The following is a 23,544-nucleotide window of genomic DNA, read 5'->3' on the forward strand; positions in this document are numbered from 1 at the left end:
AGCTGAGCATGAAATCGGAAAGGTTGATTTGCCAAGGTAGGTAGTTCAGGAGTCGACATGTTGAGTCCAGGCGACAAGGTCAGACTGAAAGCTAATCCGGCTCGGGTTGGCATCTTGGGTAATGAAACCGACGGGCCTGCACACCGGCAGCGGCTGTTGGTCATGTACCTCGATGGCAGCGAAGATTTCGTTCTGCCCTCGACGCTTGAAAAAGTAGAGAACAAGTCTTTGCGCCCCTACGAATGCATTGAGCAGGGGAGGTTCAGTGGCGAGGATGACCTGCGGGCAGCGATTACCTTTCACCGCCTGAGTGGCAAGCTGGCCAACCTGATCTACAGCCTCAACACAACCAATACCCAGTTTCTGGCTTATCAGTTCAAGCCGGTATTGCAGTTTCTGGACTCCCCGTGCAACGGCATCCTGATCGCGGATGAAGTGGGCCTGGGTAAAACAATTGAGGCGGGCTTGATCTGGACTGAGCTGCGCGCTCGATTGGATGCAAAGCGTTTGTTAATCGTTTGCCCGGCCATGTTGCGCGAGAAGTGGCGCGATGAGCTGGCCAACCGCTTTGGCGTGCAGGCGGAGATGGTCGATGCGGGGGAGTTGTTGAAGAAGCTCCAGGCAGTGCGGGAGCGACCACAGGATGGCTTCGCGGTAATCGCCAGCATACAAGGGTTGCGTCCGCCTAGGGGATTCAATCAGCCGGATCGGATCAGTCAGAGTTCGGCAGCCAAGTTGGCCAGGTTTCTCGAAGATGCCGAGGTAGACGAGCCGCTGCTGGATATGGTCGTGGTCGATGAGGCGCACTACCTGCGTAACAAGGGCACTCAAACCAATCTGCTGGGGCGGTTACTCCGCCCGGTTGCCTCTAGTCTGGTCATGCTTTCGGCCACGCCGATCCAACTACGCAGTTCGGACTTGTTCAACCTGCTCAATCTGATCGATGAGGACGCTTTCCCCTATGAGGAGAGCTTTCGATACAGCCTTGAGGCTAATGCCCCTATCGTAAGGTTGCGCGATCGCGTGTTGGCTGGGCCGATAACCCGAGCGGATTTCATCGAAGGACTGGATGAGGCGCTTGATGCGCGCTTTTTCGAGGATAACGAGCAGATCACCTACCTGCGAGAGCATGCCCCCAGCAACAAGCGGTTGGCCGATCCCAAAGGGCGGGCAGAGCTGGCTGACCAGCTAGACCGAATCAACCCGCTCAGTAAAGTGGTGACCCGTACCTTGAAGCGGGATGTGGACGAAGGACGGGTAGTGCGTGCACCTTACGCGATTCGCGCAACCATGAGCGGTAGTGAGTCGGTGTTTTACGAGCAGGTGACTGAGGCGATTCGTGGGTATTGCGTCATGCATGCTGTATCCACTGGCTTCATGCTGACTATCCCGCAGCGACAGATGTCCAGCTGCATGGCGGCAGCCTGCCGAGCCTGGCAGAAAAAACATGCTGCTCTGGAGCAGGACGAACTTGAGGAGACCTTGTACGACTTACAGGGTGATCTGCTGGAAGAGGAAGCTCCTCAGCCTGACGATATGGGGTCGCTGCTCTCGGCGTTGGTGGATATAGCTCGCGAGGTGGGCGATTACGAAACGCTGAGGCGCAACGATAGTAAGTACACTGAGCTGCTGAAGAATCTGCGCAGCTATTGGGCTGACAATCCAGGCAGGAAGGTCGTCTTGTTTGCGTTCTACCGGCAGACCCTGGCCTACCTTGCCGAACGTTTGCGTGAGGATGGCTATGCCTCCGTGTTAGTCCAGGGGGGCATGGATAAACAGGAGGCTTTGAAGCGTTTTCGCGAACCTCAGGGCCCGAGCATTCTGTTGTCTTCCGAAGTGGCTTCCGAGGGGGTCGACTTACAGTTCTCCAGCCTGGTTATCAACTACGACCTGCCTTGGAACCCGATGCGCATTGAGCAGCGGATAGGTCGTATTGACCGTATCGGCCAGGAAGCTGAGCGGATCATGATCTGGAACTTTATGTACGCCGACACCATCGACGAACGAGTCTATGACCGCCTGCTGGATAGGCTGCCTGAATTCATAGAATAAGTGCAACGCTTGAAACGAGAGGCAGAGAGCCAGCCACCGGTAGAATCCAGGCTCTCACACCGAAGGATTCAAGCGCAGATGACTACGCCTTACCGGCAGCTGACTCAGGGCCAACGTTACCAGATTGAGGCCGGCTTAGCCGCTGGGGAAAGCCAGGCCAGCATTGCTAAACAGCTTGGCGTGCATCCCGCGACGATCAGTCGCGAGGTTCGCCGCAACAGCACCCAGAAGATCTACAAGGCTGTTTCGGCGACCAAGACAAGTGATGCCCGCCGAGCGGATGCACGCAAGTACTGCAAGCCAGTTACGTGGTTCAGCCATTACCTTCCGCTCTGGCTCAAGCACGGTATGAGCCCGGAACAGATAGCCCATCGACTGAAGCAAGAGCGGCCGGATCAAGCGGTAAGCCATGAGTGGATTTATCGGTTCATTGCCGCCGACCAGCGCGGTGGCGGCGAGCTTTACACGTATCTGCGGCATCGCCGAAAGCGGTACCGAAAACGGTATGGAAGCCACGACCGGCGCGGGCAACTGCGTAATCGCGTGTCGATCAGTGAGCGCCCTGTCGAGGTCGAAAACCGCGAGCGTCTGGGCGATTGGGAGGGTGATACGGTGCACGGACTGGGCGGCAATCTGGTCACACTGGTTGATCGAAAAAGCGGCTACCTGAACGCCTATCCGGTCAGGCGCAGGACGCGCCGGCAGGTGACGCGCGCGATCAACCTGTTGCTCCAAGGTCATGCAGCGCACACGCTGACGCTGGACAACGGAAGGGAGTTTGCTGGGCATGAGCGCATCGCATTTCGGAGCCAGTGCCAGGTCTTTTTTGCAGACCCGTATTCATCGTGGCAGCGCGGCACCAATGAAAATACCAACGGACTGCTTCGGCAGTATTTCCCCAAGGGCAGCGACTTCAGCAAGTTGACCGTTGAAGCGGTAAATCGGGCGGTAGCGAAGATCAATTTACGCCCGCGCAAACGCTTGGGCTGGAAGACACCGTACGAGGTGCATTCAGGGGTGAGCGTTGCACTTATGTGTTGAATTCAGGCTGCATATCTTCACGCGCGCTTTGGGCAGCATGGAGGGGATTCTCGGAGAGCAGATTCGTGAGCTAACTAAAGATCTGCTAACCCATAAGCTGACTCCGGAAGAAGAGACTCAGCGTATCAATCAGGCCAGCCTCGCGATCGAGAACACCAATCGGCAGCAAGAGGAACTCGAGGCCCAGGCAACTCAGTTGATCGCGCATAGCGACTTCATCCAGAACAAGGTTCGGGCTGCCAAGGAGTTGGGTCGGTACATCCGTGGGGAGGATTTGCTCAGTTATGCACGCGACTTTCTGACCGAGAACTATCCCGGTTCGCGCCTTGTGCCGACTGATCGCGATCCGATGGAGTATGAGCTTGAGCTTTCGGTGCAGGCCCGAGTCGAGTTCGCTGAGTTCGTAGACCTGTATCGCTTGCAGGGGCGAAGCCAACTGTTGAGTCAACGTGCTAAACCGTTGTTCTTTGAGAACCGCCAGGGAAATCCGTCAAATGCATTTGAGCGAGTAACGCAGGATCATCCACTGATTCGATTTGTCACCGAGCGTCTGCGCCAAGTGGGCAAAAGCCCGGCAAAGTTCCCGGTTTCAGCGATCGATCTTGCCGCCTTTGAGTTGCGCGGTTTTGAGCCTGGGGTATATGTCTTTGGCGTCTACCGCTGGACCGTTTCCGGTACCCGCGACATCGAACGGTTGGAATATGTTGTTCGGCCTTTTCTGAGTGACTGTTTCGTCGAGGGGGAGCAGGCAGAGCACCTTGTTAACACGGCAGCGCTCTGTGGGAACCAATGGTTGGGTGTGGCCAACGAGTTGGACACTGAAGCTGCGGCCGCTTATTTCGATGCTTGCCGTGACCAGCTGGATGAGCGTTTTGATGACTTTCAAAGTGCCCAAGGCCGGGAGGATCGTGACCGGCTAAAGATGATGAAAAAGGCCCTTCAGTCACATTTGGACAAGCAGGTAGAACGACTCATAACGACAATCCAGTCACACCGATCCTCCGGTGAGGAACGACGTATGCGCATGATTCCAGCGGCTGAGGGGAAGCTAAAAAAATTGCGCAACAGAATTCAAGAGCGCATTGCTGAGCTTGAGCTGAAGAGTGGCGGAAGCTCTGACAAAAACTTCGTGACGGGTGGTGTCATTCGGCTGCTTTGATCTCAAGGGACTGGCATATGCGCGAGACGTTAGAAGAAAAACTCAAAGAAGCCTTCGCCAAGGTAGGGCAAGAATTGCCTGCTCGACCTCTAACTATTCAATCGTCGGGGCATAAGCCTGAGCGTGATGGAAGGCACCAGCAGGTAGAAAACAAACCCTCGTGGGTCAAGGCACCGGCAGGCGTAACAGCAGAACAGGCACCAGTGCCTCGACCAAGAATCGCGGAAAAAAAGAAAAAAGCAGCGAAGGCCCGACCACCTCTGTCGTCAAAGCGACCAAATGCAGCAGCTCAGCAAATGAGCGTTGACCTAAGTGTTTACCGCCAAGGCGTCAATCCTCGAGAGACGAGAGCAGTCAGCACAGGCCCTGATTCTCATTATGAAATTTCACTTGGTACTGATTCTGCACCGAGCTGGGATCACTCTGATGGAACGTCCGCACTGGAGTTGCTGGAACTCGAGCTAACGGGGCAACAGGTTCATCCGACGCCGAAAGAGGGGGTGACTGCTCGGGAAGATCGAGCTTTGGTCCTCGGACTGGACTTTGGTAGCTCCAGTGTGAAGGTCGTTGTTGGTGACAGTGCTTTGGAAAAAGCATTTGCTGTGCCATTTCGAAAAGCTCCTGGGTTGCCGAGCTTTTTGCTGCCGTGCCGGCTTTACAAAGAGGGAGGAGCGTTTTCGCTTGAGGCCGGGGGCAGAGCATTGGCTGATCTCAAGTTGGCTTTCCTTGCCCATCCCTCGGTCGTTACGTACCAGCGGCGAGTCGTGGCGTTTCTCGCTCTAGTTATTCGAAGAGCACGTGCCTGGCTATTTAGCGAAAAGGAAGCGGTTTACCGTTCAAGCAATATTGTCTGGCGGATGGCATTGGGATTCCCTACAGCCAACCACTTGGATCCTGAACAAACGAAGGGATTTAGACTATTGGGTGCAGCCGCCTGGATTCTGGCCGGAAGCGCGGAAGTAAAGATCGACGATATCGGGGTTACCGCTGCCTTACATCGTGCAGAGGCGCTTGAGGCGGGAGAGTTCCCTTCCGAGCAAGAGGATGTGGAGCTTTCTGTCATCCCAGAGATCGCTGCACAGGTATACGGCTATGTCGCCTCGGAGCGATTCGATCACCGGGCAGCCAACAACTTCATGATGGTTGACGTAGGGGCGGGGACCGTAGATGCATCGCTTTTTCACGTCAAGCGCGGGCGCGGTAAATGGGACTTTGAGTTTTATACCGCAACAGTCGAACCACTCGGCGCTGTCAATCTGCATCGAAGTCGTCTGAATTGGTGGGCTAGTGCCATTCAGGAGCAAGCATCCGATCGCGAAGACCTTCTTGAGGCGATTACAGTTGCAAAAAAGGTGACTGATGCCGAGGTAGGCATGCCAGAGAGGCTTGAAGCCTATTTCTCAGCGGTCGCTGTCAAATTTTCCGATCCTCGCCAGCATTCTGATCAGCAGTTTTACGCGAAGGTGTTTAAGCAGGTGGGGCACGAAACCTACTGGAAGACATCACGAGGTCATCTGACGCGGGAGCAGCTGACCGATATCCCAGTCTATCTGTGTGGTGGTGGGAGCCGCATGCCGTTCTATGGTCGGTTGAGAGAGACGCTGAACAACCATCCCAGCCTGTACGAATGGATGAGAGTGAAAGTCAGACCACTAGCTCTGCCCAAGAGACTCGAGGCTCCTGGACTTGCGAGAAATGATTTCGACCGTTTGTCTGTGGCATATGGCTTGAGTTTCCTTAACCTCGGACAGGTTTTGAGGTCGGTACCTAAGTCAGTGATTCCGGTGACCATTTCAGACGCGTGGCGCGATAATTACGTTGATAAATAGGCGTTAGCTATACAGAGCTCGACTCTGTATGAGTTCACCTCGGTGCCTTGAGCGATCCTGGTGTCGACCGAAAAAAAGAAAATGCGTGAGTATCTAAACCGGCGTGAGCAGCCTTTGAGCTGCTCACGCCGGTTTATGCCGGCTTCGACAGATAAGGGTCAGTTGATGGAGATGTGTCTGAGCACCCCGTAAAACAGTGCGCATGCGATGACCAGCATGATTAAGATCGGTGGGAATCGCAGCATCAAGGAGCGGGTGCAGCAACTGATTGGCGACTGGCAAACAAGGCTTGGCGTAACCCCCAGTTTCTGGGCGTGAAGAAAATGAAAACTAAATGGGGCAGCTGTCATACCCAGGCCAAACGTATCTGGTTAAACCTTGAACTCGCTAAAAAGCCCCCCGAGTGCTTGGAGTTCATCCTGGTACATGAACTGGTGCATCTTTTGGAGCGACACCACAACCAGCGGTTTGTGAGATTGATCGATGAGCATCTGCCGCACTGGCGGGAGAGTAAGGCGCGGTTGAACTCATCACCGCTGGCGCATGATGAGTGGGGATATTGAGGGCCTGGGATTGGCCAATAGTTGTCATTTACCTTTTGATAGAGCGACAAAAAAGCAACCAGTCAGGCCCCATCGGTTCCGACGTCTACTGCAGTGCTAGAAGACGATGCGCGGATATACTGCCAATGCCGTTACAATGTGGCCGTACGTACGAAACGGAATACATTGAGCAATTTACATCCGGTAAATGTTGCCGTTCGTGACTTGTCAGACGAGTCACTTGATGTACCAAGCTCAAAATGTCAGGGAGGCATGAGCTGCTATGGCGCGAAGGAAATCTGCTATGCCTGGACTTGGAGTGCCGGGGCAGGCTCAGGGGCGTGCAACTCTTCAGAGCGACCGTGGGGACGAAACGCAGGCACTGTTCATGTACCAATGGGCGGCAGGCGTTGTCTTACTGGCTGGTGCGCTCGCCTCGCTGAATGAGTATGTGGCCATTTGGTGTGAACACCACGATGACCTGTTGGCGGAACTTCCAACAGGTGGATTCCACGCCATACAGGTCAAGACTGTCTCGGCCCAGGGTGCTAGCTGGACCTGCAGTGACTCAGGTTTCGTGGATGCCGTGCGGAAATTTGCAGAGCACGAGGCCAAGTATTCGTCTCAGCTTCAGCAGTACATCTTCTTTTCGAACGCAAAGCCGTACATCCCGGGAGCGACGGCCAAGGCTGCAACGAAACTGGCTAGCAGTCCGTTCAGAGTTCGTGACGAGTGCCGAATAGCTGCAGATGAAGGATGTATCCCCGCGCCCTATAAGGCGTCTTTTGACGCACTGGTGAAAGCCTCGGGCACTGCTCCTGCTACGGTCTTCAAGGTACTGCGTAAGCTAGAGTTCCAGGTCGGCCCCCCGCTGGAGGGCTTCCGAGAGCATCTTAGCTCGGTCATCGGCGGTGTTCCCGTCTGCAAGCAATTCACTCTTGAGTGGCTTGAAAAGCTGCGCGACGAGCTACTACTGCTCGTCGGCAAGGCCAGTTCGCTTGACGTTCCTTCCCTTGATTTCTACGCCTCAATTCTTCAGCAGGATGGTCGGCCTGAGGCAGCTGTGCGTGGCAAACGCATTTCTGTAGAGGACTTCGAAATTGCCCTGAAACAGCACCCGTCGGGTGGGTTTCGCTACGCCGAGGTAGGCGGCCACCTGCGACTGGGCAAAGCCTCCGGACAAATGGAGGTCCTTCGCCAGAAGATGAACGCAGGCTTCGTCGGAGCCTACTTCGATTCCGTATGGCTGCAGGCCATGGCTGCGGAGCGACGCCTGATGGAGCGCGCGCATGAGGACCCCGATGCGGCCTTGCGTATTACCAATCAGCTCGAGGGCGTGATGTTGGTCGAGTGCCAGAATGCTGAAGCTGAGGCAGCCCTAGAAGTCGATGAGCGTCGTCGGGGGCTGCTGATTTACCAGCGAATCTTGCAGCGCACTGATGAACTAACTCGCCACGACAGAGCTAGTGTTGAGAACGAAAGGGCCGAGACTTTGAGAGGCGTAGCCGGTCTTCTATCCGGCAGTTGTAAGTTTGCCTGGGGCGTTCCCCCTGATACGGGAGGTGGTGATGGCGCTTGAACTCGTTCAGGCTCTGGCCAGGACCGAGCTAGATGACCACCTGCACATGGCTCGCCTGCTGATGTTGCTTAATGCCCATGCAGGAAAGACAAACAAGCCAGTTGAGGGGGTGACCAAACTGGCAAAGCTTGATTTCCTTTTACGTTACCCGAACTGCCTTGAGCGTGCCCTAGTTGCTAAGGGTAAGCCGACGGCTCCTGCGTGCATTCAGGATTTCGAGCGCACGACCATTGAGTCCAAGATGGTCCGATTCAGGTACGGTCCGTGGGACCACCGATACCGCCGATGGATTGCACTGCTTGTGGGGAAAGGTCTGTTGCATGCGAGAGTAGACGGCAGAACAGTCAAGCTGTGGCTGACAGAAGTAGGGCACTCGGCTGCCCATGCATTGGAGGACGCCCCAGACCTCGAATACCTCTCGGCCCGAGCCGGGTTGGTCGCAAGGACGTTCGGCACGATGAGCGGCACGGCACTCAAGAATTTCGTCTACGCCACCTTCCCCGAAATTATCACTATGAGGTGGGGTGACCCAATCACCATATGAAGATTGTTCTGAAGTTCCTGGAGCTGCATTTTCGCAGGTCGGTCGAAACTATCGAGTTCGAGCGCGTCAACTTTTTCTGGGGCAAGATTGGGGCTGGAAAGTCCAGTATCGCCCGGCTGGTCGACTACTGTCTGGGTGCGGAGATCAATCTCACTCCAGCTCTTCAGCTTGAGTTTGCCCAGGCGGTGTTGAGCCTTGAAGTTGAGGGCCGAAGGCTAACAATTTACCGGGAGCGGGAATCCAGCAACGTTGTAGCAGCATGGAAGGAAGGTAACGACTCGTTAGAGGTGCTCATCCCTGCGCGAAGGGCTGATGGCGTTGTGGTGCCTGGCACTTCAATTGAAGTGCTTTCGGACTTGATTTTCCATCTCGCCGACTTGCCTGTGCCCAAGGTACGCAAGGGGCGTCGCACCGCCGACCCTAGCATGGTGCGGCTCAGTCTTCGTGACCTTATACGTTTCTGCTACATCGACCAGGATGAGATTGACAGCGACTTCTTCCGGTTGGACCTCGAGGGTGACTGGGCTCGTAGGGCGAAGAGCGTCGATGCGATGCGCTTTATCTTGGGCTACCACCAGGAGCGAGTCGCTGCGCTTGAGGCTGAGCTACAAGCTCTTCATGAGCAAAAGATGGCTGCCAAGGCCGCAGCGGAGGCGCTGACGAAGGTTCTAGAGGAGTCTGGCTTCTCCAATCCTGTTGAAATCGAAGCGCGCATCGAGGCGCTAAATGCTCAGCGCGATAAGGTTCGCGTGGCTGCAGTAGCCGCGAGGGAAAAGAGGGGAGATGGTGGAGGGCATGCTGTCGACATTCTGCGGCAGAGGGGCCGGGCGCTTAGCGCGGACCTCCAAGGCCTTGAAGACATGCAGCAGGCCGTGCGGCAACGTGGGGAAGATACTGAACGCCACCTCAACGAACTGAGAATGCTGTCGGTCCGTTTCAGCCGAACAAAGTCGGCTCGGACAATATTGGCCGCCGTCGATTTCGCTGAATGTCCTCGCTGCACACAATTATTGCCAGGCAGGGCAGACTCCCTATGTTCGGTTTGTGGGCAGCCCGAATACCAACAGCCTCATGAGCATTTAAGCAATGAGGTTGTCGAGGCTGATCTGAAATCACGGCTTGGGGAGCTCCAAGAGACGCTGCTGGGCCTCAAGCAGCAAGAGAAACGCGTCACGCGGCAGTTGGAGCGAGCGCAAGTGGAGAAGGCGTTGGTCGACCAGAGTTTGGACCAGCGGCTGAAAGACTACGATTCGGCATTCTTGTCCCAGGCGCTTGAGTTTGAGCGAGAAGCAACGGTTCTGGAGCAACAGGTCGGTTCGCTAATCTCCTACCGGAAATTGCCGGAGCGATTGGCGGAGTTATTATCAACTGCCGATTCTCTCCAGGGGCAGGAAAGCGAGTTGCGTGCCAGGCTGCTTCGGGAGCGAGAAAGTGCTTTCAAGGACCGCACCAACCTTGATGACCTTGAGATGTTGTTCTTGGACTGCTTGGTCCGCTCATCCTTCCCTGGTATCAATGAGACCTTCAAGGTTTCTATTGACCCTAAGAGTTTCGTTCCAGAGGTCTTCCCGGTCGATGCAACGGAGTTTGCAGTGACTTCGTTTGCAAACATGGGCAGCGGCGGAATGAAGACTATCTTCAAGGCCTGCTACGCATTAGCACTTCATCGCCTCGCGGCGCAGACTGGCGCTGCGCTGCCGTCTTTGTTGGTGATGGACTCGGCTATGAAGAACGTCAGCGAACGGGAGAATCAAGAACTGTTCCAAGCCTTCTATAGCCTAATGTACGAACTTGCTGCTGGTGAACTAAAGGACACACAGTTCATCCTTATTGACAAGGAGATGTTCCCAGTGCCAGAAGGCGTTGGTGTGAGGGTTCGTTCTCGTCACATGGCTCCAGGTAGCCGTGAGAACCCTCCGCTGGTGCCGTACTACAACGTGCCAGAGGCCGAGCAGCAGTTGTCAGAGCCAGTGGAGCCTGATGATGACGATGAACTTTAAACCTTCGGGGCACGGACATCGTCCAGAGGCTGGTATGGGGCGATAGCAGCAGTTCGTCAGTGATATTTCCCACGCAGGTTGATATCACTGACTGTGTGTCATTGAGCAGAGTCAATGCTTATGAGAACTGCTGCTTTCTTGAGAAGCCACCAGAACACCGTACAGGTCAATACTGCGATGATCAGCGCTGGCAAAAAGCGCAGCATGACGATCCCTATCAAGACGGCCACTGCACAGCCGACCAGTACGCCAATGAAGGCGAACAGCAAAACGATAAAGCGCACCACACTCACGGCAATCTCCTATTCGTTGATGCAAGCGAACATGAACTGTTTCTCGGACTGGTCATGCTCGGTGATTGACTTAAGGTCAGAGCTCTAGTTGTCGTTACTGATTTGCGGTTTTGCAGCATGCAAGGTTGTAGCAGCTCCCTGTTTCCAAACATACGACGAGTCTGACGCAGCATAAAAAAAACACCGGCGCGGGGCCGGTGTCAGGTGATTTTTATCAATGTACAGTCGGTACTAAAACTCTAATTACATAACCGATCATTCGTTCTCCGCATCCCAGGCTTCACCACCGGGAGCCACCGGCGCACCACCTTTTTCCGACGCCCACGGGTTACCCACCGGATCTTCTTTGAACTTCGGACCACGGCCGGCGGCATAGGCCACCGCATTGCCGTTGTAATCTTCGTCGATGTAGAAGCGGTAGGTCAGGACATATTCGCCCCACGGACCGTTGCCGGCGAAGAAGCCACGCTCGTAGGTCTCAGAACCGACCGACGAGCACACCCGCGATTGGCTGCATTCGACCAGGAACTTGCCACCGATTTCGCGCACCATCTGCGATCCGTTATCGGCGGTGTAGACTTCGCTGTAGGTGGCTTTGGTGGTGGGAATGCTGCAGTCCCAACGCTTGGACACATCGCTACCCGAAACAGCAAGGGTGAATTTTTCTTCGCAGGGCTGGTAGTCACGTCCGAGGACGTACTCGGCCGCGTAGGTGGGGAGGGCGACAACAGCTAGAGTGGTCAGAAAAGCCAGTTTGATCATTTTCAAGTTGGTATACCTATTGGGGATGAATCACTTCTTGAATTTGACGACGATCCGGTTATCGATCGGGTATTTCTCGATCTCGTAGTCCGGGTTGAATGTCGCGATGTTGTGGAGAGCAATGCTGGCGGCAGAGAGCGCACCCACAGCCCCGGTGATGCCGCCAAAGAGGCTCCAAGCCGCAGTTGCGATGCGTCCTGCGGTGTAGACACGGCAGGTCATGCCGTTCGCTTCAATCTTGTTCTCCACCATGTTCACCGCGCTCATCAGGCGACCGCCAAGACCAATGACCTCGAAGGTTTCCTTGCGATTGATCAGTTGGGTCAGGGTGGAAGTGGAGAGCTCTTCGTATTGAATCCGTTTCATTTGCTATGGGTCTCGACATGCATGGTGTGGGGCTCTGGAGGTACTCGAAACTTTCAACAAGTCATCGCGTGCAGACGAAATACAACCTTGTGGGTTGGATAACAACCTCTGAAGCCCTTCATGTCAAGAGGATGGCACTCGACCATCCAAGTTGACTTGGAGGGGCCATGCAGAAGACCGATACGAAACATCTGGCGGGTTTGGTTGGCCGAGCGATTGCCCGCCAGCGCAATCGGTGTGGACTGACTCAGGAGGAAGTTGCCGAGCGTTTGGGTGTTGGCAACGAAGCGGTGTCGCGCATTGAGCGCGGCGTCGTGATGCCCAATGTCGAGCGCCTCATGGAGTTGGCCTCCATTTTTGGTTGCGAGACGGCCGATCTGCTGACCGAGGCCAGCCATCGCCCTGAGGATCAGGCCAGCCGCATCCAGTACCTGTTGTCGACCTTGGATCAGGCGGACCGGCAATTGGTCATGGGACTGGTCGAGAGCCTGGCGGAGCGCCTGCAGCGCAGCTGATTAGCCTGTATCACCTGACGACCTCTCCTCTGGTTGTTCATTAAAGGTGGCGCCACAGCGCAGACAAAGGCAGTTGTGGCTGCCAAACCAGAACTTCGCCACGTCCTGACTTACCAGCAGGCCAACCTGATTGCCAGCCAGTGCACCGGCAGCGCCGCAGAGCGTGGCCTCGAACAGCTCACCCAGCGCGGATCCTGGCCCTGAGTCGGTCGTAGGGGTGGGCATGCCAGGCTGGCGGATGCCATGCAGCACGCCATCCAGTACTCCAATCAATAGGGCGATACCCAAGGCAGCATCCTTGGGCAGTACGGCAATCGAGTCGCAGATCAAACAGTGTCTGCTCATGAGCATTTCCTCGCATGAAAGAAAAACCCGCCGTGACGGCGGGTTGTGGGAGCTGTGATGTAACCTGGGGGCGGCAGGCAGTGTCGGCTTCGCATTACCAGCCGTCGTCGTGCGGGGCTCCGGCCGAGTTCGCGATTCCGGCCCTGCTCAGCACACCGACGAAGAGTCCGCACGCCAGCAATACTGCGAGCAGGACGAGCGGAAAGCGCAGCAGCAATGCGAAGGCCAATATGAACGCCCCCGCTGCGGCCATCGTCCCAATGAAGACGAACACGCAGAATATGAAACGAAGCAGCGTCATGGTGAGACTCCAGGTGAGGGGCTTTCTGTAGCCAGCGATTCCAGCTTGTCCGCCAACGTGGGTTTGTTCGGTGCCGAGGAATCCGCCTCGGTTTTTTTCGGATCAGGAAGCGGGAAAAACTCCTCGACGATGGTGCCGCTGTCTTCTTCGTTGTCCTCGAAGGCGCCATTGCCCAGTCCCTGCCGCGCTGCGTTATCCAAAGCAGCCTGATCGAAACCGGCGACCTGGCGCGCCTCATCCACCTCCTTGGCGGCGAGCAGGGCCTCCTCCATGCGCATGCCGCTGCGCACTGTGATGTCGGCATAGAAAATCGGCGTGCCGTGACTCTGCCGGGTCGACTTGCCGCGCAGACGCAGCTCTAAGGGCAGGCAGGCCAGCCGATGGCCGGAGATGGCCTGGAGGTACTGCAAGCGTGCGGCGAGGGTACGGATGCTGTTGAAGCCGGTGGTGCGGAAGACAAAACTGCCGAGCGGATCGTCGTCGCCAATCACCACGTTCAGCCGCCCGTAGGGTTTGCAGACGCCACCCTTAGCCAGCGGACAGGCATCCGGCGACGGGCAGGGCAGCGTCTTGATCCCGTCCTCACCCTGTCGTTTGCACGTTTCGCCATTCCCGACGCAGAGGGGGCGCCCCGTGTTGCGATCGAACAGGGTGTAGTCGGCGCGGAAATTCAGCTCCGGCTCATTAAACAACAGGCGTATCGGGATGCTGCGCAGCTTGCCCTCTTGGGCTTGGCGCAGCTCGTCGTTGAGCGGATGCAGCAGCCAGCCGTCCCGTCCTTGCACCTGAGAGGTGATGGTGAACTGATCGTCCTTCTCCGGCAGGCGCTTGCCGTTCTTCTCGATGACCTTGCCGATGGAGATGCGCCCGAGTACGGGCGGGGTGAGAGCGAGACCTTTCAGCATGGTGGTTCTCCTGGAAATGAAAAAAGGCCATCCGGGCAACAGGTGTCGCCGGGATGACCAAGGGGGAAGTGACGAAGGAGGGGATCAGTTGATCAGGAAGCGGCGGCTGCCTTCCTTGAGCTTGGTGTAGCGCACCTGCAGGTAGGGCTTGTCCTGGAGCATCCGATCCACATCGAGCACGGTGCTGTCCTTGGCTTTCTTCCAGCTGATATAGCCGTTGCTGAACTCCGCTCGGGTGGCCTCGCCCATGGCCTGCTGCAACAACTGCTTTAGCTTGGCCTCGCGCGTTTCCTTCTCGGCCATCGACTGGCGCACGGCTTTGAGCTCCAGGTACGCCGCCGCCAGTCCGGCATGGCCGCTGAAGTCCAGCGTCTGGCCGTTGTCCTCCGGATAGAGACAGCGCAAAGCCGCCTCGGCCGACGCGCTACCGTCGGCGGGTGGTGGGGTGTCGGTTTCCACGTAGGTCCAGAACTTGCGCTCCAGTTCGATCAGGCGGGCGATCATTTGCTCGTCTCGCTCGATGCGGTGGATCTCCAGCGATTGACCGCCGAGCAGCACTGCTACATCGGCCGCCTGCTTGCCGGTGACGGCGAGCTGGTGCATCACCTGCAACTGCACATACTCGGGTACGCCTTCCTTCCAGAGGCGTGCCCCGTTTATACCGGCGGTCTTGCATTCGAGGATCTGCACGTCGTCGGCCCCGATTACCTCGCGGTCGATGTTGGCGAGCATCCAGGACAACTCGGGATGCGGATGCTGCAGCACGGCGTTGATGCGCCGGACCTTGTTCTTGGTGCGTTTGCTGTAATGCCAGGCCACGATGGGCTCCAACACGTTGCCCCAGTAGGCAGGGCTTTCCTCATCCTGAGGATCGGCTTTCGGCAGTGCCGCGTCGCGGCCGGTTTTCTCTAGCCACAACTCCAGTTGCGACTTGTACGGATTGAGGCCAACGGCGGCGGCTGCATCCGAGCTGCCGATGCCCTGCTTGCGTACGGTGAGCCAGTCTTCGCGAGGCAATTCCTTGGTGCTGATCAGGCGCAGCGCCGGGCGTGCCTTGCCCTTGCTGCTCAATGGAGTCGCTTTCATTGCGTTCACCTTGTGGGCATAAAAACGCCCGATCAGCGCGAGGCTGACCGGGCGTCATAGGGTGGAAGAGGTAAGTGGTCAGGCGACCAGTTGCAGGGCGGTGTCCAGGGCGCGTTGCTTGATCTGCGCGCCCTGGCCGAACCAGGCCGAGTCCATGCGGTACTCGTTGCTGCGGGCACGGCGCTCGTGATCGACGAACTCGGTCACGGAGTTGAGCAGGCCCCAGGCGGTGCCGCGTGCCGAGTCCAGTTGGCTGCCCCGACCGCGGCCTTCGTACAGCTCCTGGACCTTGCGCAGGGCGCGCTCGTTGGGCAGCACCTCCGGTAGAGCACCGGTCGGATTGGTTTCACACAGCACGTTCATGAAGAAGCCCAGCGCCTCATGCCACTGCACCTTGCGTTCGGCCAGTGCACGCATGCGGTACATGAAGTCGTCCCATTGCGAGACGGCGATGCCGAGTTGCTTCTTCACTGCCTTGGGATCGAAGCGGGTGTTGTGCGGCACCTTGATCGCCCGACTGGTGCCGTCCAGGGCGATGGTCAGGGTGTTGTTGCAGACCACCCGCACCGTGGTCGGTGTTGCGGTTGTTGCCAGGGTGCCATCGCAGGAGGTGGCCAGCAGCAGGTAGCCGTTGACCTGGTCGTTGCCCTTCAGGGCAGCACCTTGACCGGTACGCGCCAGCGCCCAGAACTTGCGGCCACCTTTGAGCACGCCGGCCGTTTCCAGCTCGTAGCCGGAGACCTCGGTGAGGTCGCGGTAGAACTCCAGCACCTCACGCGGCTGTACGGTGTGGTAGCGGTTGGAGACCACCGACAGCGGGGCCTTGGTATCCGAGCGGAACAGTACTTTCTGCTCAGGGAACGAGTGGATAGCGCCCAGGTGGCCGACGGCATCCGATTTGAAATGCACGGGGCTTTCCTGGATCTGCCAGTCCATGCCGGCCTCACGTTGCCAGATTTCGATGGGTTGTTTTTGCGTGAGCTGATTGCCAAGACCATGCCACGGAGTAGCGCCAGCGTAAGCCATTGTTTCGACGAGATGAGCCATGGTTGAGATTCCTTTGGGTACAGGCCGGCATAAGCGCTGCGCGAGGCGCAGCACTGACCGGACGATTGAAATGAAGGATGGGTGTGCCGGAATCAGGCCGGCAGGTTGAAGCGATGACCGCAGAGCAGACAGAGGTTGTTGGCGAGCACGTGGCGGTCGAGCGTATCACCCAGTTGAGCGCCGAGTGCGCAGCCACCTACACCGCCGGCCAGGCCGCCGAGGATGGCGCCCGACACGGTTCCGAGGGTGATGCCGACAGGCCCGGCGATAGCGCCGAGAGCTGCGCCAGCCTGACCACCAGCGAGGGCAGCGCTGACGCCACGCGCAACACCGCCCACGGTGCCGATGGCCGCACCGACTTTCATGGCGTGATGGAAGGAAGCGACTTTGGGGGAGTGACAGCGAGGGCACTGCAATGACATGGGGCGAACCTCCTTGGTGGTGATGTCATGGCAGTTATGTAGGGCTGAAATTTTTTTGAGTTGACACTGATGAGTATGTTTCATGCTTAACAGCGTCCCCAGCTTCTAGCATTATGAGTCACCTGTGTCTTTGTCCAGTGATCCATAGCGCTCCATAAATCGGGCCTTTCGGCCAATCTTAGCCCTCGTAACCCCACGTTTATCCAGAAAAAAGCCCTGATGCAGTCACCAGTTTTTGAAGTAGAAAATTGCCTGAAAAACGCTCTCCCAGGGGCGTTTGAAAAGGCCTGAAAGCCGCAAAAAACCTAGACGCGACAGCCACTTGTGCCTAGTATTCACGCCATATTCCGTCCCCGTCACTCGTCACGATTTTGGGTGTAGGAGGCACGCATACTCGTTAGGGATTCCCTCATGGCCAAGCGCTTTAAAAAGCCGATTGCTCTGGATTTGTTCTGTGGTTCGGGGGCAGTGTCCCTGGGGCTCAAGCAAGCCGGCTTTGACGTCGTGGGGGCGGTCGATTTTGATGCCGGGGCCTGTCGTACCTATCGGGCGAACCATCCTGAGGTGCGTCTTTTACAAAAGGACATTCGGCTGGCTGATCCCAACGACTTCGCTGACCTCGTCCCAGGTAAACTCGACCTGCTGGTGGTCTGCGCTCCGTGTCAACCATTCAGCAGCCAGAACCGCCACAAAAGCAAAGATGACGCCCGTAACAACCTGGTCGAAGAGTCCAAAAAGTTCATCGAGCGCTTCAGCCCTTCGCTGGTTTTTCTGGAGAACGTTCCTGGGCTGGCGTCCACTGACATCTTTGGTGGTTTCACCACCTGGCTGAGGGAAGTAGCGGGTTACGACGTAGCCGAGCCTATGCGTGTGGACGCAGCTGAGTTAGGGGTTCCCCAGCGCCGCACACGCATGATCCTGGTGGCTGCCAAAGGCGTTTCCCTTGCAGAGGCGACCAAAATAGCCCGTACGAGTAAGCGGACGGTCGGCCAAACCATCGGAAACCTTCCTGTTCCCCCCGTGGGGAGGGCCGACGCCGGTGCAGATGCGCTGCACTACGCTCGGAAGCACTCACCCCTGAACATCGAGCGTCTGCGGCACATACCAGTGGACGGTGGTGGCCGTGAGTCACTGCCTCCGCATCTGCAGCTCGCTTGCCACCGTAATGCAAAGAAGAGCTCCTTCTCGGATACTTACGGCCGGATGAAGTTGGGTGATGTCGCGCCGACCCTCACCACCGGTTGTACTGACATAACCCGGGGCCGCTTCGCTCATCCCGTTCAGAACAGAGCCATTACGCTGCGTGAGGCTGCCCGGCTTCAATCTTTCCCGGATGAGTACATCTTCTGGGGTAACGCCAGCCAGGTGGCTACCCAAATCGGCAACGCTGTACCGCCAGAGATGATGCGTACCATTGCCCAAAGCCTGAAGGCCGCACTCAGGTCTGGTAAGTCCGAGGCTGTGTGACCAACAACGCCTCATCTCGCCCCGCACCATCCTCCCCGATGGTGTCTGCGGCGATGAAGCGGGTTCGCAGCAAAAACACCGGCCCCGAGCTGGCTATTCGCAAAATTCTCTTCTCTTCCGGCCTTCGCTACAGGGTTCACTACAAACCCAGGGCAGTTGCCATCGGCCGGGCCAATATCGACATCGCTTTCCCAGGTATCAAGCTCGCTGTATTCATCGACGGTTGTTTTTGGCATGGTTGCCCGGATCACGGTACGATTCCAAAAGCTAATGGGGAATGGTGGGCTGAAAAGCTCAGTAGCAACCAAGCCCGGGATGAGCGGGTAACAGCTGCACTCCGTGATGAGGGATGGACAGTGCTCCGCTTCTGGACACACGAAACACCGGAGTGCATAGCGGTCGCTGTAATGCAGGTGCTAGAACTGCTAAAAAACCAAAAAGAACCAGCTACTCCTTAAAGACCTAGGAGTCTTCATGACACAGCTCAGGGTACGAGCTAGAGCCGTCGACATGCTCGGCCGGCAACAAATTGCGGGGATTCCCACCGCGATCCACGAACTCTTCAAAAACGCACATGATGCCTACGCTGAACGGGTTGAAGTTGACTTCTTCCGGCGTAACCGTGTGCTCGTCCTTCGGGATGATGGCTATGGGATGACCCGGGATGACGTCGAAAATCGTTGGCTAACGTTGGGTACTGAGTCCCGGGTAAATGCCAACCGCGAAAAAATTGAGAAAGAGAAAAAGGAAGAGTGGCGAGGCCCGAAGAACCTCCCGAAACGGGTCATCATGGGGGAAAAGGGTATCGGTCGTTTGGCCATTGCCGTTATAGCCCCCATCACCATTCTGATGACTCGGGCCGTCCGTCCCGATGGCTTACAGGATCTTGTAGTCGCGCTGGTGCATTGGGGGCTTTTCGAGCAGCCTGGGCTGGATATCAGTGCCATCGATATTCCCGTTGAAGAGTTCCCCGGCGGAACGTTGCCAACCCGAGAAGACATCGGCCGTTTAGTGGATCGGGTCGCCAACAACTTGAAAAGCCTTGAACCGGACATCGATCCGAATGCCTTTAAGCAACTTAATGATGATCTTGAACGAGCCCGGGCTATAGGGCCTGACAATCTGGACAAGGCCCTGAATAAGGATCGAGAAAATCCCTTGAGCCTGTCTGGGGAAGGCTATGGCACACATTTCATCGTGCTACCCGTGGCACCTGAGTTGGATGATGACATCGACGGCGGGGCGGACAAAGAGTCCTCCAAGTTGGAGCGGAATCTACTCGGCTTCTCCAACAGTATGGTTACGGATGAGCCTGTGATTAAGACCGAGTTCAGGGATCATCACCTCGGAGCTATTGAAGGCCGTATCGGACCTAAAAGTTTTTTTACGGTGGATGACTTCACGACAACTGACCAGCTTTTTGAGGGCGATTTTAATGAATTCGGTCAGTTTGTTGGCACAGTTACGATTTACGGAAAGCCAAGGCCATTTGTTTGCAACTGGGCTGATGGTAAGGGGCGACAAACCCGATGTGGGAAGTTTTCTTTCCGTTATGGATATGTTCAGGGTGATCAAAAAGAAACAGGTTTGTCCTCAAGTGATTGGACATCAATAATTGAAAAAACCAATAGGCTTGGCGGTGTTTATATCTATAGGGATGGGATAAGGATATTGCCCTATGGAAATTCTGATTATGATTTCCTTGAGATAGAAAAGCGTAGGACAAAATCAGCCCAAGACTGGTTTTTTTCGTACAGACGAGGCTTTGGCTACGTATCTATTTCTCACGCTGAAAATGGTGCGTTAACTGAAAAAGCCGGGCGAGAGGGATTTCGAGAGAATCAGGCTTATCGTGACTTTCGTGCCATATTGATAAATTTCTTCCAACAATTGGCTCTTGAGTTTTTCCGAAGAACGTCTCCTCAAGGAGATGACTATTGGGAGGGGAAAGAGACGTATGCCCTCCAGGCCGAACTGCTAAAGAAGCAGAAGAAAAAGGCTGATGCCCGTAGAGGTGTTCTTGAGGCTGAGTTGGAGCAGTTTTCCTCGCGATATGAGAGTGGTTTTTTTGAGTCGGAGTCGGAGAGAATCTCTGCGCATCTGGAGGAAAAGCTAGAGTGCTTTGTTACGGAGCTTGACCTCGGGGATTTTGCATCACGAATTCGATTGCTTGAATTGGATGTGCGGCAGCAATTCAAGACGCTCTTTAATACAACGATAATTCTGTTGCCTCGTGGATTAGCACTTAACGGGAGTTTGAAAAAACAATGGCCTGTTTATGAGCAGATGTCTGCTCAGATACGGGGCTCGGTGCTAGAGCCACTCCGTCAGCGGATTGATGATGAGCTGCGTCAAGCAACTGAAGGGCGAATCGGAGATGTTGAACGTCGGGCGGTGGCGCTACAGGATATCGAGCGTGAGCGCGACTCTACAGTTAAAGAACTTATAGGTCTGCGTCGTGAGACCTCTCAAGCGTCTGACGAGATGCAGAAGTCTCTGAGGGAGGTACTTCAAGAAGAGTTTTCCAAACTTCGTGCCGATATCGAAGCGCTTGTTGCTGAATTCACTAAGCGTTCGGCAGAGAAGCCGGAAGAGCTTGATCATGTTAGGCATGAAATCGAACAGCGGATTGCCGAGCTGCGTCAGCGAGAGGCTGAGCTTTTCGATTCTTTCAAGCGGCAGATGATTGAGCTAGCTGAAGGGGTGAGGAGTCGGGAGACAATGGATGATCGATTTTCCGCTCTGGAGTCCCGAAACCAGATCCTTGAAGAGCAGATAGAGTTCTATTCTGATTTTGCTCAAATGGGAATGTCCGTCGGTATTCTTCAACATGAGTTCGAGAGCGCAGCTCGAGGTATTCGTGCGGCCATGGCTGAATTGAAACCTTGGGCAGATAGAAATCCTCCCCTTGCCTCCATAAATATAAAGCTACGTGAGCATATTGAACACCTTGATGGCTATTTGAAGGTGCTCGATCCCCTTGGCCGAAGAATGCATAGGTCCACTATTGAAGTATCGGGCGATGAGATTCTTAACGTTCTGCGTAGGGTGTTCAATGAACCACTTGAGTCGTCGTCTATAAAGCTGGAACCGACATATGCCTTCCGAGGTTTGATCGTGAGGTGTAAGTCATCAGCTCTGCTGGGCGCATTCATTAATATTGTGGATAACGCCATTTACTGGCTTAACAGTCGTGCTGAAGATGAAAAGAAAATAATTTTTGACGCCGATGATAAAGGATTCCTGATATCGAATAGCGGCCCAGGAATAGAGGAGAGGATGCGCAATCGCATATTCGACTTCGGTGAAACCCAGAAGCCTGGTGGCCGGGGCATGGGGCTGGCGATTAGCCGAGAAACATTGCGGCGCGAAGGGTTCGATATCGAACTGGTTAAAGCTGGGCTGGATGTGAGTCCGCAATTTCGGATTTCGCCCATGGATGAGCAAGGGGAGTAAGAATGAGTAGTTCTCAGCAAGTAGTAGCTCAAACTCCACAAGAAAGCTGGCTCTACCACATGCAGCGAGCTGTTAGGAGTTTTATTAAAACTGCTGTGGTCATTGATAATGAACCGTGGGTGGATTTGAAAGGGGCGCATGAGCAAGAGCTCACCGCATTCCCGGCGGAAGATTCGGGTCTCGGTGATGCTGTTGGTCCTCTAATTTCTCCCGCGCCTGAAGGTAAAGTGGATGTTGGATTAAATTTTCTGGATATCAGAAAAGTATCAGATACCTTTGCTGAGCAAGGGGTTGCTTGCGCATTCGTATTGCCTGAAGATAAAGATACTGAGATTAACCGAATAAAGTATCGAGTTGTTTGTGCTGCTAAGTCTGCCGATGTCGTCGTTATTGATTGGTATTTGCGCCCAAAAAACTCTTCTTTGACGCTTCAGCTCTTGAGGGAAATTGCAGAGTCTGATTCAAGTGAAAATGGAAGGATGCGATTAATCTGTATTTATACAGGGGAGCCGCTTGATAAAGCCATTTTGGATCAGGCTAAGGAGCAGCTCGCAATCAATGGCGTTGTTTTTGAGGATGCTGATGGGATTGCGCACTTTCCTTTTTGTTCAAAAAGCAGTCACTGCTTGATTGCTCTTGCGAACAAAGACGAAACTAAAGCTGATGTGTTGCCTGGCAGGCTTATTGACTTGTTCTCTCATCTTGCGGATGGGTTAATTCCCGCCTTTGCTTTGGCCGCAATTGGTGCCATCAGAAAAAACACTCATCATATGCTAACCCGATTTAGTAGCTCCCTTGATTCCGCTTATATTGCTAATAGGTTGATTACGAATCCTCCGGGGGATGTTGCAGAGTTAATGCGAGAGCTCCTTGTTGCAGAGTGTGACAACGCTCTTGGCCTTGACAGTGTTGCTGATGATTATCTGGAGCGAGAGTCGATATCTAAATGGCTTGATGTGAAGGAAACAGAATTTTCTCCGACTCAATATAAAGGTAAAGTGAATGGAGCGAATCAGAATATAGATATTAATAAAGCGTTTGTTAATGAGCTCTTATGTTCAGGTGTCGGGGATAGAGAATTTACGGATGGTGCGGGAAGAAAAATAGAGTTTTCTGAGTTTTCAAGGAATAAGGTCTCTGAAGTTTTGGCAGGAGGGCAGGCTCATGCACGTATTGCTGAAAATGAGTTCTCTCGTTTGGTTGCGTTTCGTAGGGAGGCTTTTGGTTCCTCGACATCTCTACTTAATCCAAGTTGGAGACCATCTTTAACAACTGGAACGGTGCTCAGATTCTTGGATGGGGAAAATACTCGATATTTGATGTGCTTTACACCGGCTTGTGATGCTTTGCGAATAGAAGAGCCCAGGCCTTTTGTTTTTCTGGAGGGTAGGGAGTGTACCAAGCCATACAACTTGGTGGTGAAGGAGGACGACGGTCGTTCAGTTGGTCTGTATTTTGATAAAAAATATCCTAGTGTTCTTACTTTCTTATTTTCAGCTGACCAGGAAACGCAGCGTGTGAGAGGCATTAAAAAAGCCTTCGAGGGTGATGGAGTTAACTTTGTTTTTAACTCTGCAGGAGAACTGTCTAAGGAATTTACATGGCTTGGCGAAATTCGTTACAGCCGAGCGGCGAGTGAAATGGCAAGTCTTGCCAATGTTTGGATGCGAATCGGGATAGTTGATTCTGAGTATCTGCGTTTGGCTGGTAAAGGGCGTTTTGACTTTGGCTAAATTTGAAAGGGGACCCTATCTGTGTAGGGTCCCCTTATTTTTATATCCTTCTGCGGGCATACCATCGCCTAGTCACCTCCTTGCTGATCGCTATCCCGCG

Annotated in this window: 22 protein-coding genes; 13 read left to right on the forward strand and 9 right to left on the reverse strand. The window is 55.0% G+C overall.

The annotated features are described in order from the left end of the window. Positions 1 to 57 precede the first annotated feature (57 nt). The 8 genes from FFS13_RS13520 to FFS13_RS13555 all read left to right on the forward strand — a co-directional run bounded on the left by FFS13_RS13520 (position 58) and on the right by FFS13_RS13555 (position 10,746). A complete protein-coding gene (locus FFS13_RS13520) occupies positions 58 to 2,052 on the forward strand; it encodes an SNF2-related protein (protein WP_218568620.1) in 1,995 nt (664 codons plus the stop codon). Between the two features lie 78 nt (positions 2,053 to 2,130). Further along, entirely contained in the window at positions 2,131 to 3,093 is a 963-nt protein-coding gene (locus FFS13_RS13525) for an IS30 family transposase (protein ID WP_137819606.1), read from the forward strand. A 37-nt stretch (positions 3,094 to 3,130) separates the two neighbouring features. Further along, complete coding sequence (locus FFS13_RS13530) at positions 3,131 to 4,252, forward strand: hypothetical protein (RefSeq protein ID WP_137819607.1); 1,122 nt, start codon at positions 3,131 to 3,133, stop codon at positions 4,250 to 4,252. Between the two features lie 17 nt (positions 4,253 to 4,269). Then, complete coding sequence (locus FFS13_RS13535; protein WP_137819608.1) at positions 4,270 to 6,081, forward strand: hypothetical protein; 1,812 nt, start codon at positions 4,270 to 4,272, stop codon at positions 6,079 to 6,081. Between the two features lie 323 nt (positions 6,082 to 6,404). Further along, positions 6,405 to 6,644, forward strand: a complete 240-nt coding sequence (locus tag FFS13_RS13540) for a SprT-like domain-containing protein (RefSeq protein ID WP_137819609.1) — start codon at positions 6,405 to 6,407, stop codon at positions 6,642 to 6,644. Between the two features lie 283 nt (positions 6,645 to 6,927). Continuing rightward, the gene (locus FFS13_RS13545; RefSeq protein ID WP_171006485.1) at positions 6,928 to 8,202 is read left to right on the forward strand and encodes a dsDNA nuclease domain-containing protein; all 1,275 of its coding nucleotides are present in this window, start codon (positions 6,928 to 6,930) and stop codon (positions 8,200 to 8,202) included. Further along, positions 8,192 to 8,746: a hypothetical protein gene (locus FFS13_RS13550; protein ID WP_137819611.1), complete on the forward strand. Its 555-nt coding sequence runs from the start codon at positions 8,192 to 8,194 to the stop codon at positions 8,744 to 8,746. Before FFS13_RS13545 ends, FFS13_RS13550 begins: the two co-directional genes overlap by 11 nt. Then, positions 8,743 to 10,746, forward strand: coding sequence for a hypothetical protein (locus tag FFS13_RS13555; RefSeq protein ID WP_137819612.1), 2,004 nt, complete (start codon positions 8,743 to 8,745; stop codon positions 10,744 to 10,746). Before FFS13_RS13550 ends, FFS13_RS13555 begins: the two co-directional genes overlap by 4 nt. Positions 10,747 to 10,844: 98 nt before the next feature. Here FFS13_RS13555 and FFS13_RS13560 read toward each other — a convergent pair whose 3' ends face one another. From FFS13_RS13560 to FFS13_RS13570, 3 genes are all read right to left on the reverse strand, one after another. Then, a complete protein-coding gene (locus tag FFS13_RS13560; RefSeq protein WP_137819613.1) occupies positions 10,845 to 11,039 on the reverse strand; it encodes a hypothetical protein in 195 nt (64 codons plus the stop codon). Between the two features lie 255 nt (positions 11,040 to 11,294). Beyond that, positions 11,295 to 11,807, reverse strand: coding sequence for a hypothetical protein (locus tag FFS13_RS13565; protein ID WP_137819614.1), 513 nt, complete (start codon positions 11,805 to 11,807; stop codon positions 11,295 to 11,297). 24 nt (positions 11,808 to 11,831) lie between these two features. After that, complete coding sequence (locus FFS13_RS13570; protein WP_137819615.1) at positions 11,832 to 12,167, reverse strand: hypothetical protein; 336 nt, start codon at positions 12,165 to 12,167, stop codon at positions 11,832 to 11,834. Positions 12,168 to 12,334: 167 nt separating this feature from the next. On the opposite strand from FFS13_RS13570, the gene FFS13_RS13575 reads away from it, so the two are divergent. Next, entirely contained in the window at positions 12,335 to 12,682 is a 348-nt protein-coding gene (locus FFS13_RS13575; RefSeq protein ID WP_137819616.1) for a helix-turn-helix domain-containing protein, read from the forward strand. On the opposite strand, the gene FFS13_RS13580 is transcribed toward FFS13_RS13575, so the two are convergent. From FFS13_RS13580 to FFS13_RS13605, 6 genes are all read right to left on the reverse strand, one after another. Then, the gene (locus FFS13_RS13580; RefSeq protein WP_137819617.1) at positions 12,683 to 13,027 is read right to left on the reverse strand and encodes a hypothetical protein; all 345 of its coding nucleotides are present in this window, start codon (positions 13,025 to 13,027) and stop codon (positions 12,683 to 12,685) included. A gap of 94 nt (positions 13,028 to 13,121) precedes the next feature. After that, complete coding sequence (locus tag FFS13_RS13585; protein ID WP_137819618.1) at positions 13,122 to 13,328, reverse strand: hypothetical protein; 207 nt, start codon at positions 13,326 to 13,328, stop codon at positions 13,122 to 13,124. After that, on the reverse strand, positions 13,325 to 14,233 hold the full coding sequence (locus FFS13_RS13590) for a hydrolase or metal-binding protein (protein ID WP_137819619.1): 909 nt from the start codon (positions 14,231 to 14,233) through the stop codon (positions 13,325 to 13,327). Before FFS13_RS13590 ends, FFS13_RS13585 begins: the two co-directional genes overlap by 4 nt. A gap of 84 nt (positions 14,234 to 14,317) precedes the next feature. After that, complete coding sequence (locus FFS13_RS13595) at positions 14,318 to 15,319, reverse strand: YqaJ viral recombinase family protein (RefSeq protein ID WP_137819620.1); 1,002 nt, start codon at positions 15,317 to 15,319, stop codon at positions 14,318 to 14,320. Between the two features lie 78 nt (positions 15,320 to 15,397). Next, complete coding sequence (locus FFS13_RS13600) at positions 15,398 to 16,366, reverse strand: DUF932 domain-containing protein (RefSeq protein WP_137819621.1); 969 nt, start codon at positions 16,364 to 16,366, stop codon at positions 15,398 to 15,400. A 92-nt stretch (positions 16,367 to 16,458) separates the two neighbouring features. Further along, positions 16,459 to 16,788, reverse strand: a complete 330-nt coding sequence (locus tag FFS13_RS13605; protein ID WP_137819622.1) for a hypothetical protein — start codon at positions 16,786 to 16,788, stop codon at positions 16,459 to 16,461. Positions 16,789 to 17,199: 411 nt separating this feature from the next. On the opposite strand from FFS13_RS13605, the gene FFS13_RS13610 reads away from it, so the two are divergent. Genes FFS13_RS13610 through FFS13_RS13625 form a run of 4 tightly spaced genes read left to right on the forward strand, consistent with a single transcriptional unit; the run spans position 17,200 to position 23,444 of the window. Next, entirely contained in the window at positions 17,200 to 18,255 is a 1,056-nt protein-coding gene (locus FFS13_RS13610) for a DNA cytosine methyltransferase (RefSeq protein ID WP_137819623.1), read from the forward strand. Beyond that, a complete protein-coding gene (locus FFS13_RS13615) occupies positions 18,252 to 18,713 on the forward strand; it encodes a very short patch repair endonuclease (RefSeq protein WP_256657895.1) in 462 nt (153 codons plus the stop codon). Before FFS13_RS13610 ends, FFS13_RS13615 begins: the two co-directional genes overlap by 4 nt. A gap of 16 nt (positions 18,714 to 18,729) precedes the next feature. Then, positions 18,730 to 21,711, forward strand: a complete 2,982-nt coding sequence (locus FFS13_RS13620) for an ATP-binding protein (protein WP_137819624.1) — start codon at positions 18,730 to 18,732, stop codon at positions 21,709 to 21,711. Positions 21,712 to 21,713: 2 nt separating this feature from the next. Beyond that, entirely contained in the window at positions 21,714 to 23,444 is a 1,731-nt protein-coding gene (locus FFS13_RS13625) for a response regulator receiver domain (protein ID WP_137819625.1), read from the forward strand. Positions 23,445 to 23,544: the final 100 nt, after the last annotated feature.

This window comes from Pseudomonas sp. 2FG, from assembly GCF_005502935.1.
In the GTDB taxonomy this organism is placed as follows: domain Bacteria; phylum Pseudomonadota; class Gammaproteobacteria; order Pseudomonadales; family Pseudomonadaceae; genus Aquipseudomonas.

Excerpts from the sequence above, each read along its gene's own strand:
- FFS13_RS13520 (WP_218568620.1), top strand. The coding sequence starts at position 58 with ATGTTGAGTCCAGGCGACAAGGTCAGACTGAAAGCTAATCCGGCTCGG.
- FFS13_RS13525 (WP_137819606.1), top strand. The coding sequence starts at position 2,131 with ATGACTACGCCTTACCGGCAGCTGACTCAGGGCCAACGTTACCAGATT.
- FFS13_RS13530 (WP_137819607.1), top strand. The coding sequence starts at position 3,131 with ATGGAGGGGATTCTCGGAGAGCAGATTCGTGAGCTAACTAAAGATCTG.
- FFS13_RS13535 (WP_137819608.1), top strand. The coding sequence starts at position 4,270 with ATGCGCGAGACGTTAGAAGAAAAACTCAAAGAAGCCTTCGCCAAGGTA.
- FFS13_RS13540 (WP_137819609.1), top strand. The coding sequence starts at position 6,405 with ATGAAAACTAAATGGGGCAGCTGTCATACCCAGGCCAAACGTATCTGG.
- FFS13_RS13545 (WP_171006485.1), top strand. The coding sequence starts at position 6,928 with ATGCCTGGACTTGGAGTGCCGGGGCAGGCTCAGGGGCGTGCAACTCTT.
- FFS13_RS13550 (WP_137819611.1), top strand. The coding sequence starts at position 8,192 with ATGGCGCTTGAACTCGTTCAGGCTCTGGCCAGGACCGAGCTAGATGAC.
- FFS13_RS13555 (WP_137819612.1), top strand. The coding sequence starts at position 8,743 with ATGAAGATTGTTCTGAAGTTCCTGGAGCTGCATTTTCGCAGGTCGGTC.
- FFS13_RS13570 (WP_137819615.1), bottom strand. The coding sequence starts at position 12,167 with ATGAAACGGATTCAATACGAAGAGCTCTCCACTTCCACCCTGACCCAA.
- FFS13_RS13575 (WP_137819616.1), top strand. The coding sequence starts at position 12,335 with ATGCAGAAGACCGATACGAAACATCTGGCGGGTTTGGTTGGCCGAGCG.
- FFS13_RS13580 (WP_137819617.1), bottom strand. The coding sequence starts at position 13,027 with ATGAGCAGACACTGTTTGATCTGCGACTCGATTGCCGTACTGCCCAAG.
- FFS13_RS13585 (WP_137819618.1), bottom strand. The coding sequence starts at position 13,328 with ATGACGCTGCTTCGTTTCATATTCTGCGTGTTCGTCTTCATTGGGACG.
- FFS13_RS13590 (WP_137819619.1), bottom strand. The coding sequence starts at position 14,233 with ATGCTGAAAGGTCTCGCTCTCACCCCGCCCGTACTCGGGCGCATCTCC.
- FFS13_RS13595 (WP_137819620.1), bottom strand. The coding sequence starts at position 15,319 with ATGAAAGCGACTCCATTGAGCAGCAAGGGCAAGGCACGCCCGGCGCTG.
- FFS13_RS13600 (WP_137819621.1), bottom strand. The coding sequence starts at position 16,366 with ATGGCTCATCTCGTCGAAACAATGGCTTACGCTGGCGCTACTCCGTGG.
- FFS13_RS13605 (WP_137819622.1), bottom strand. The coding sequence starts at position 16,788 with ATGTCATTGCAGTGCCCTCGCTGTCACTCCCCCAAAGTCGCTTCCTTC.
- FFS13_RS13610 (WP_137819623.1), top strand. The coding sequence starts at position 17,200 with ATGGCCAAGCGCTTTAAAAAGCCGATTGCTCTGGATTTGTTCTGTGGT.
- FFS13_RS13620 (WP_137819624.1), top strand. The coding sequence starts at position 18,730 with ATGACACAGCTCAGGGTACGAGCTAGAGCCGTCGACATGCTCGGCCGG.
- FFS13_RS13625 (WP_137819625.1), top strand. The coding sequence starts at position 21,714 with ATGAGTAGTTCTCAGCAAGTAGTAGCTCAAACTCCACAAGAAAGCTGG.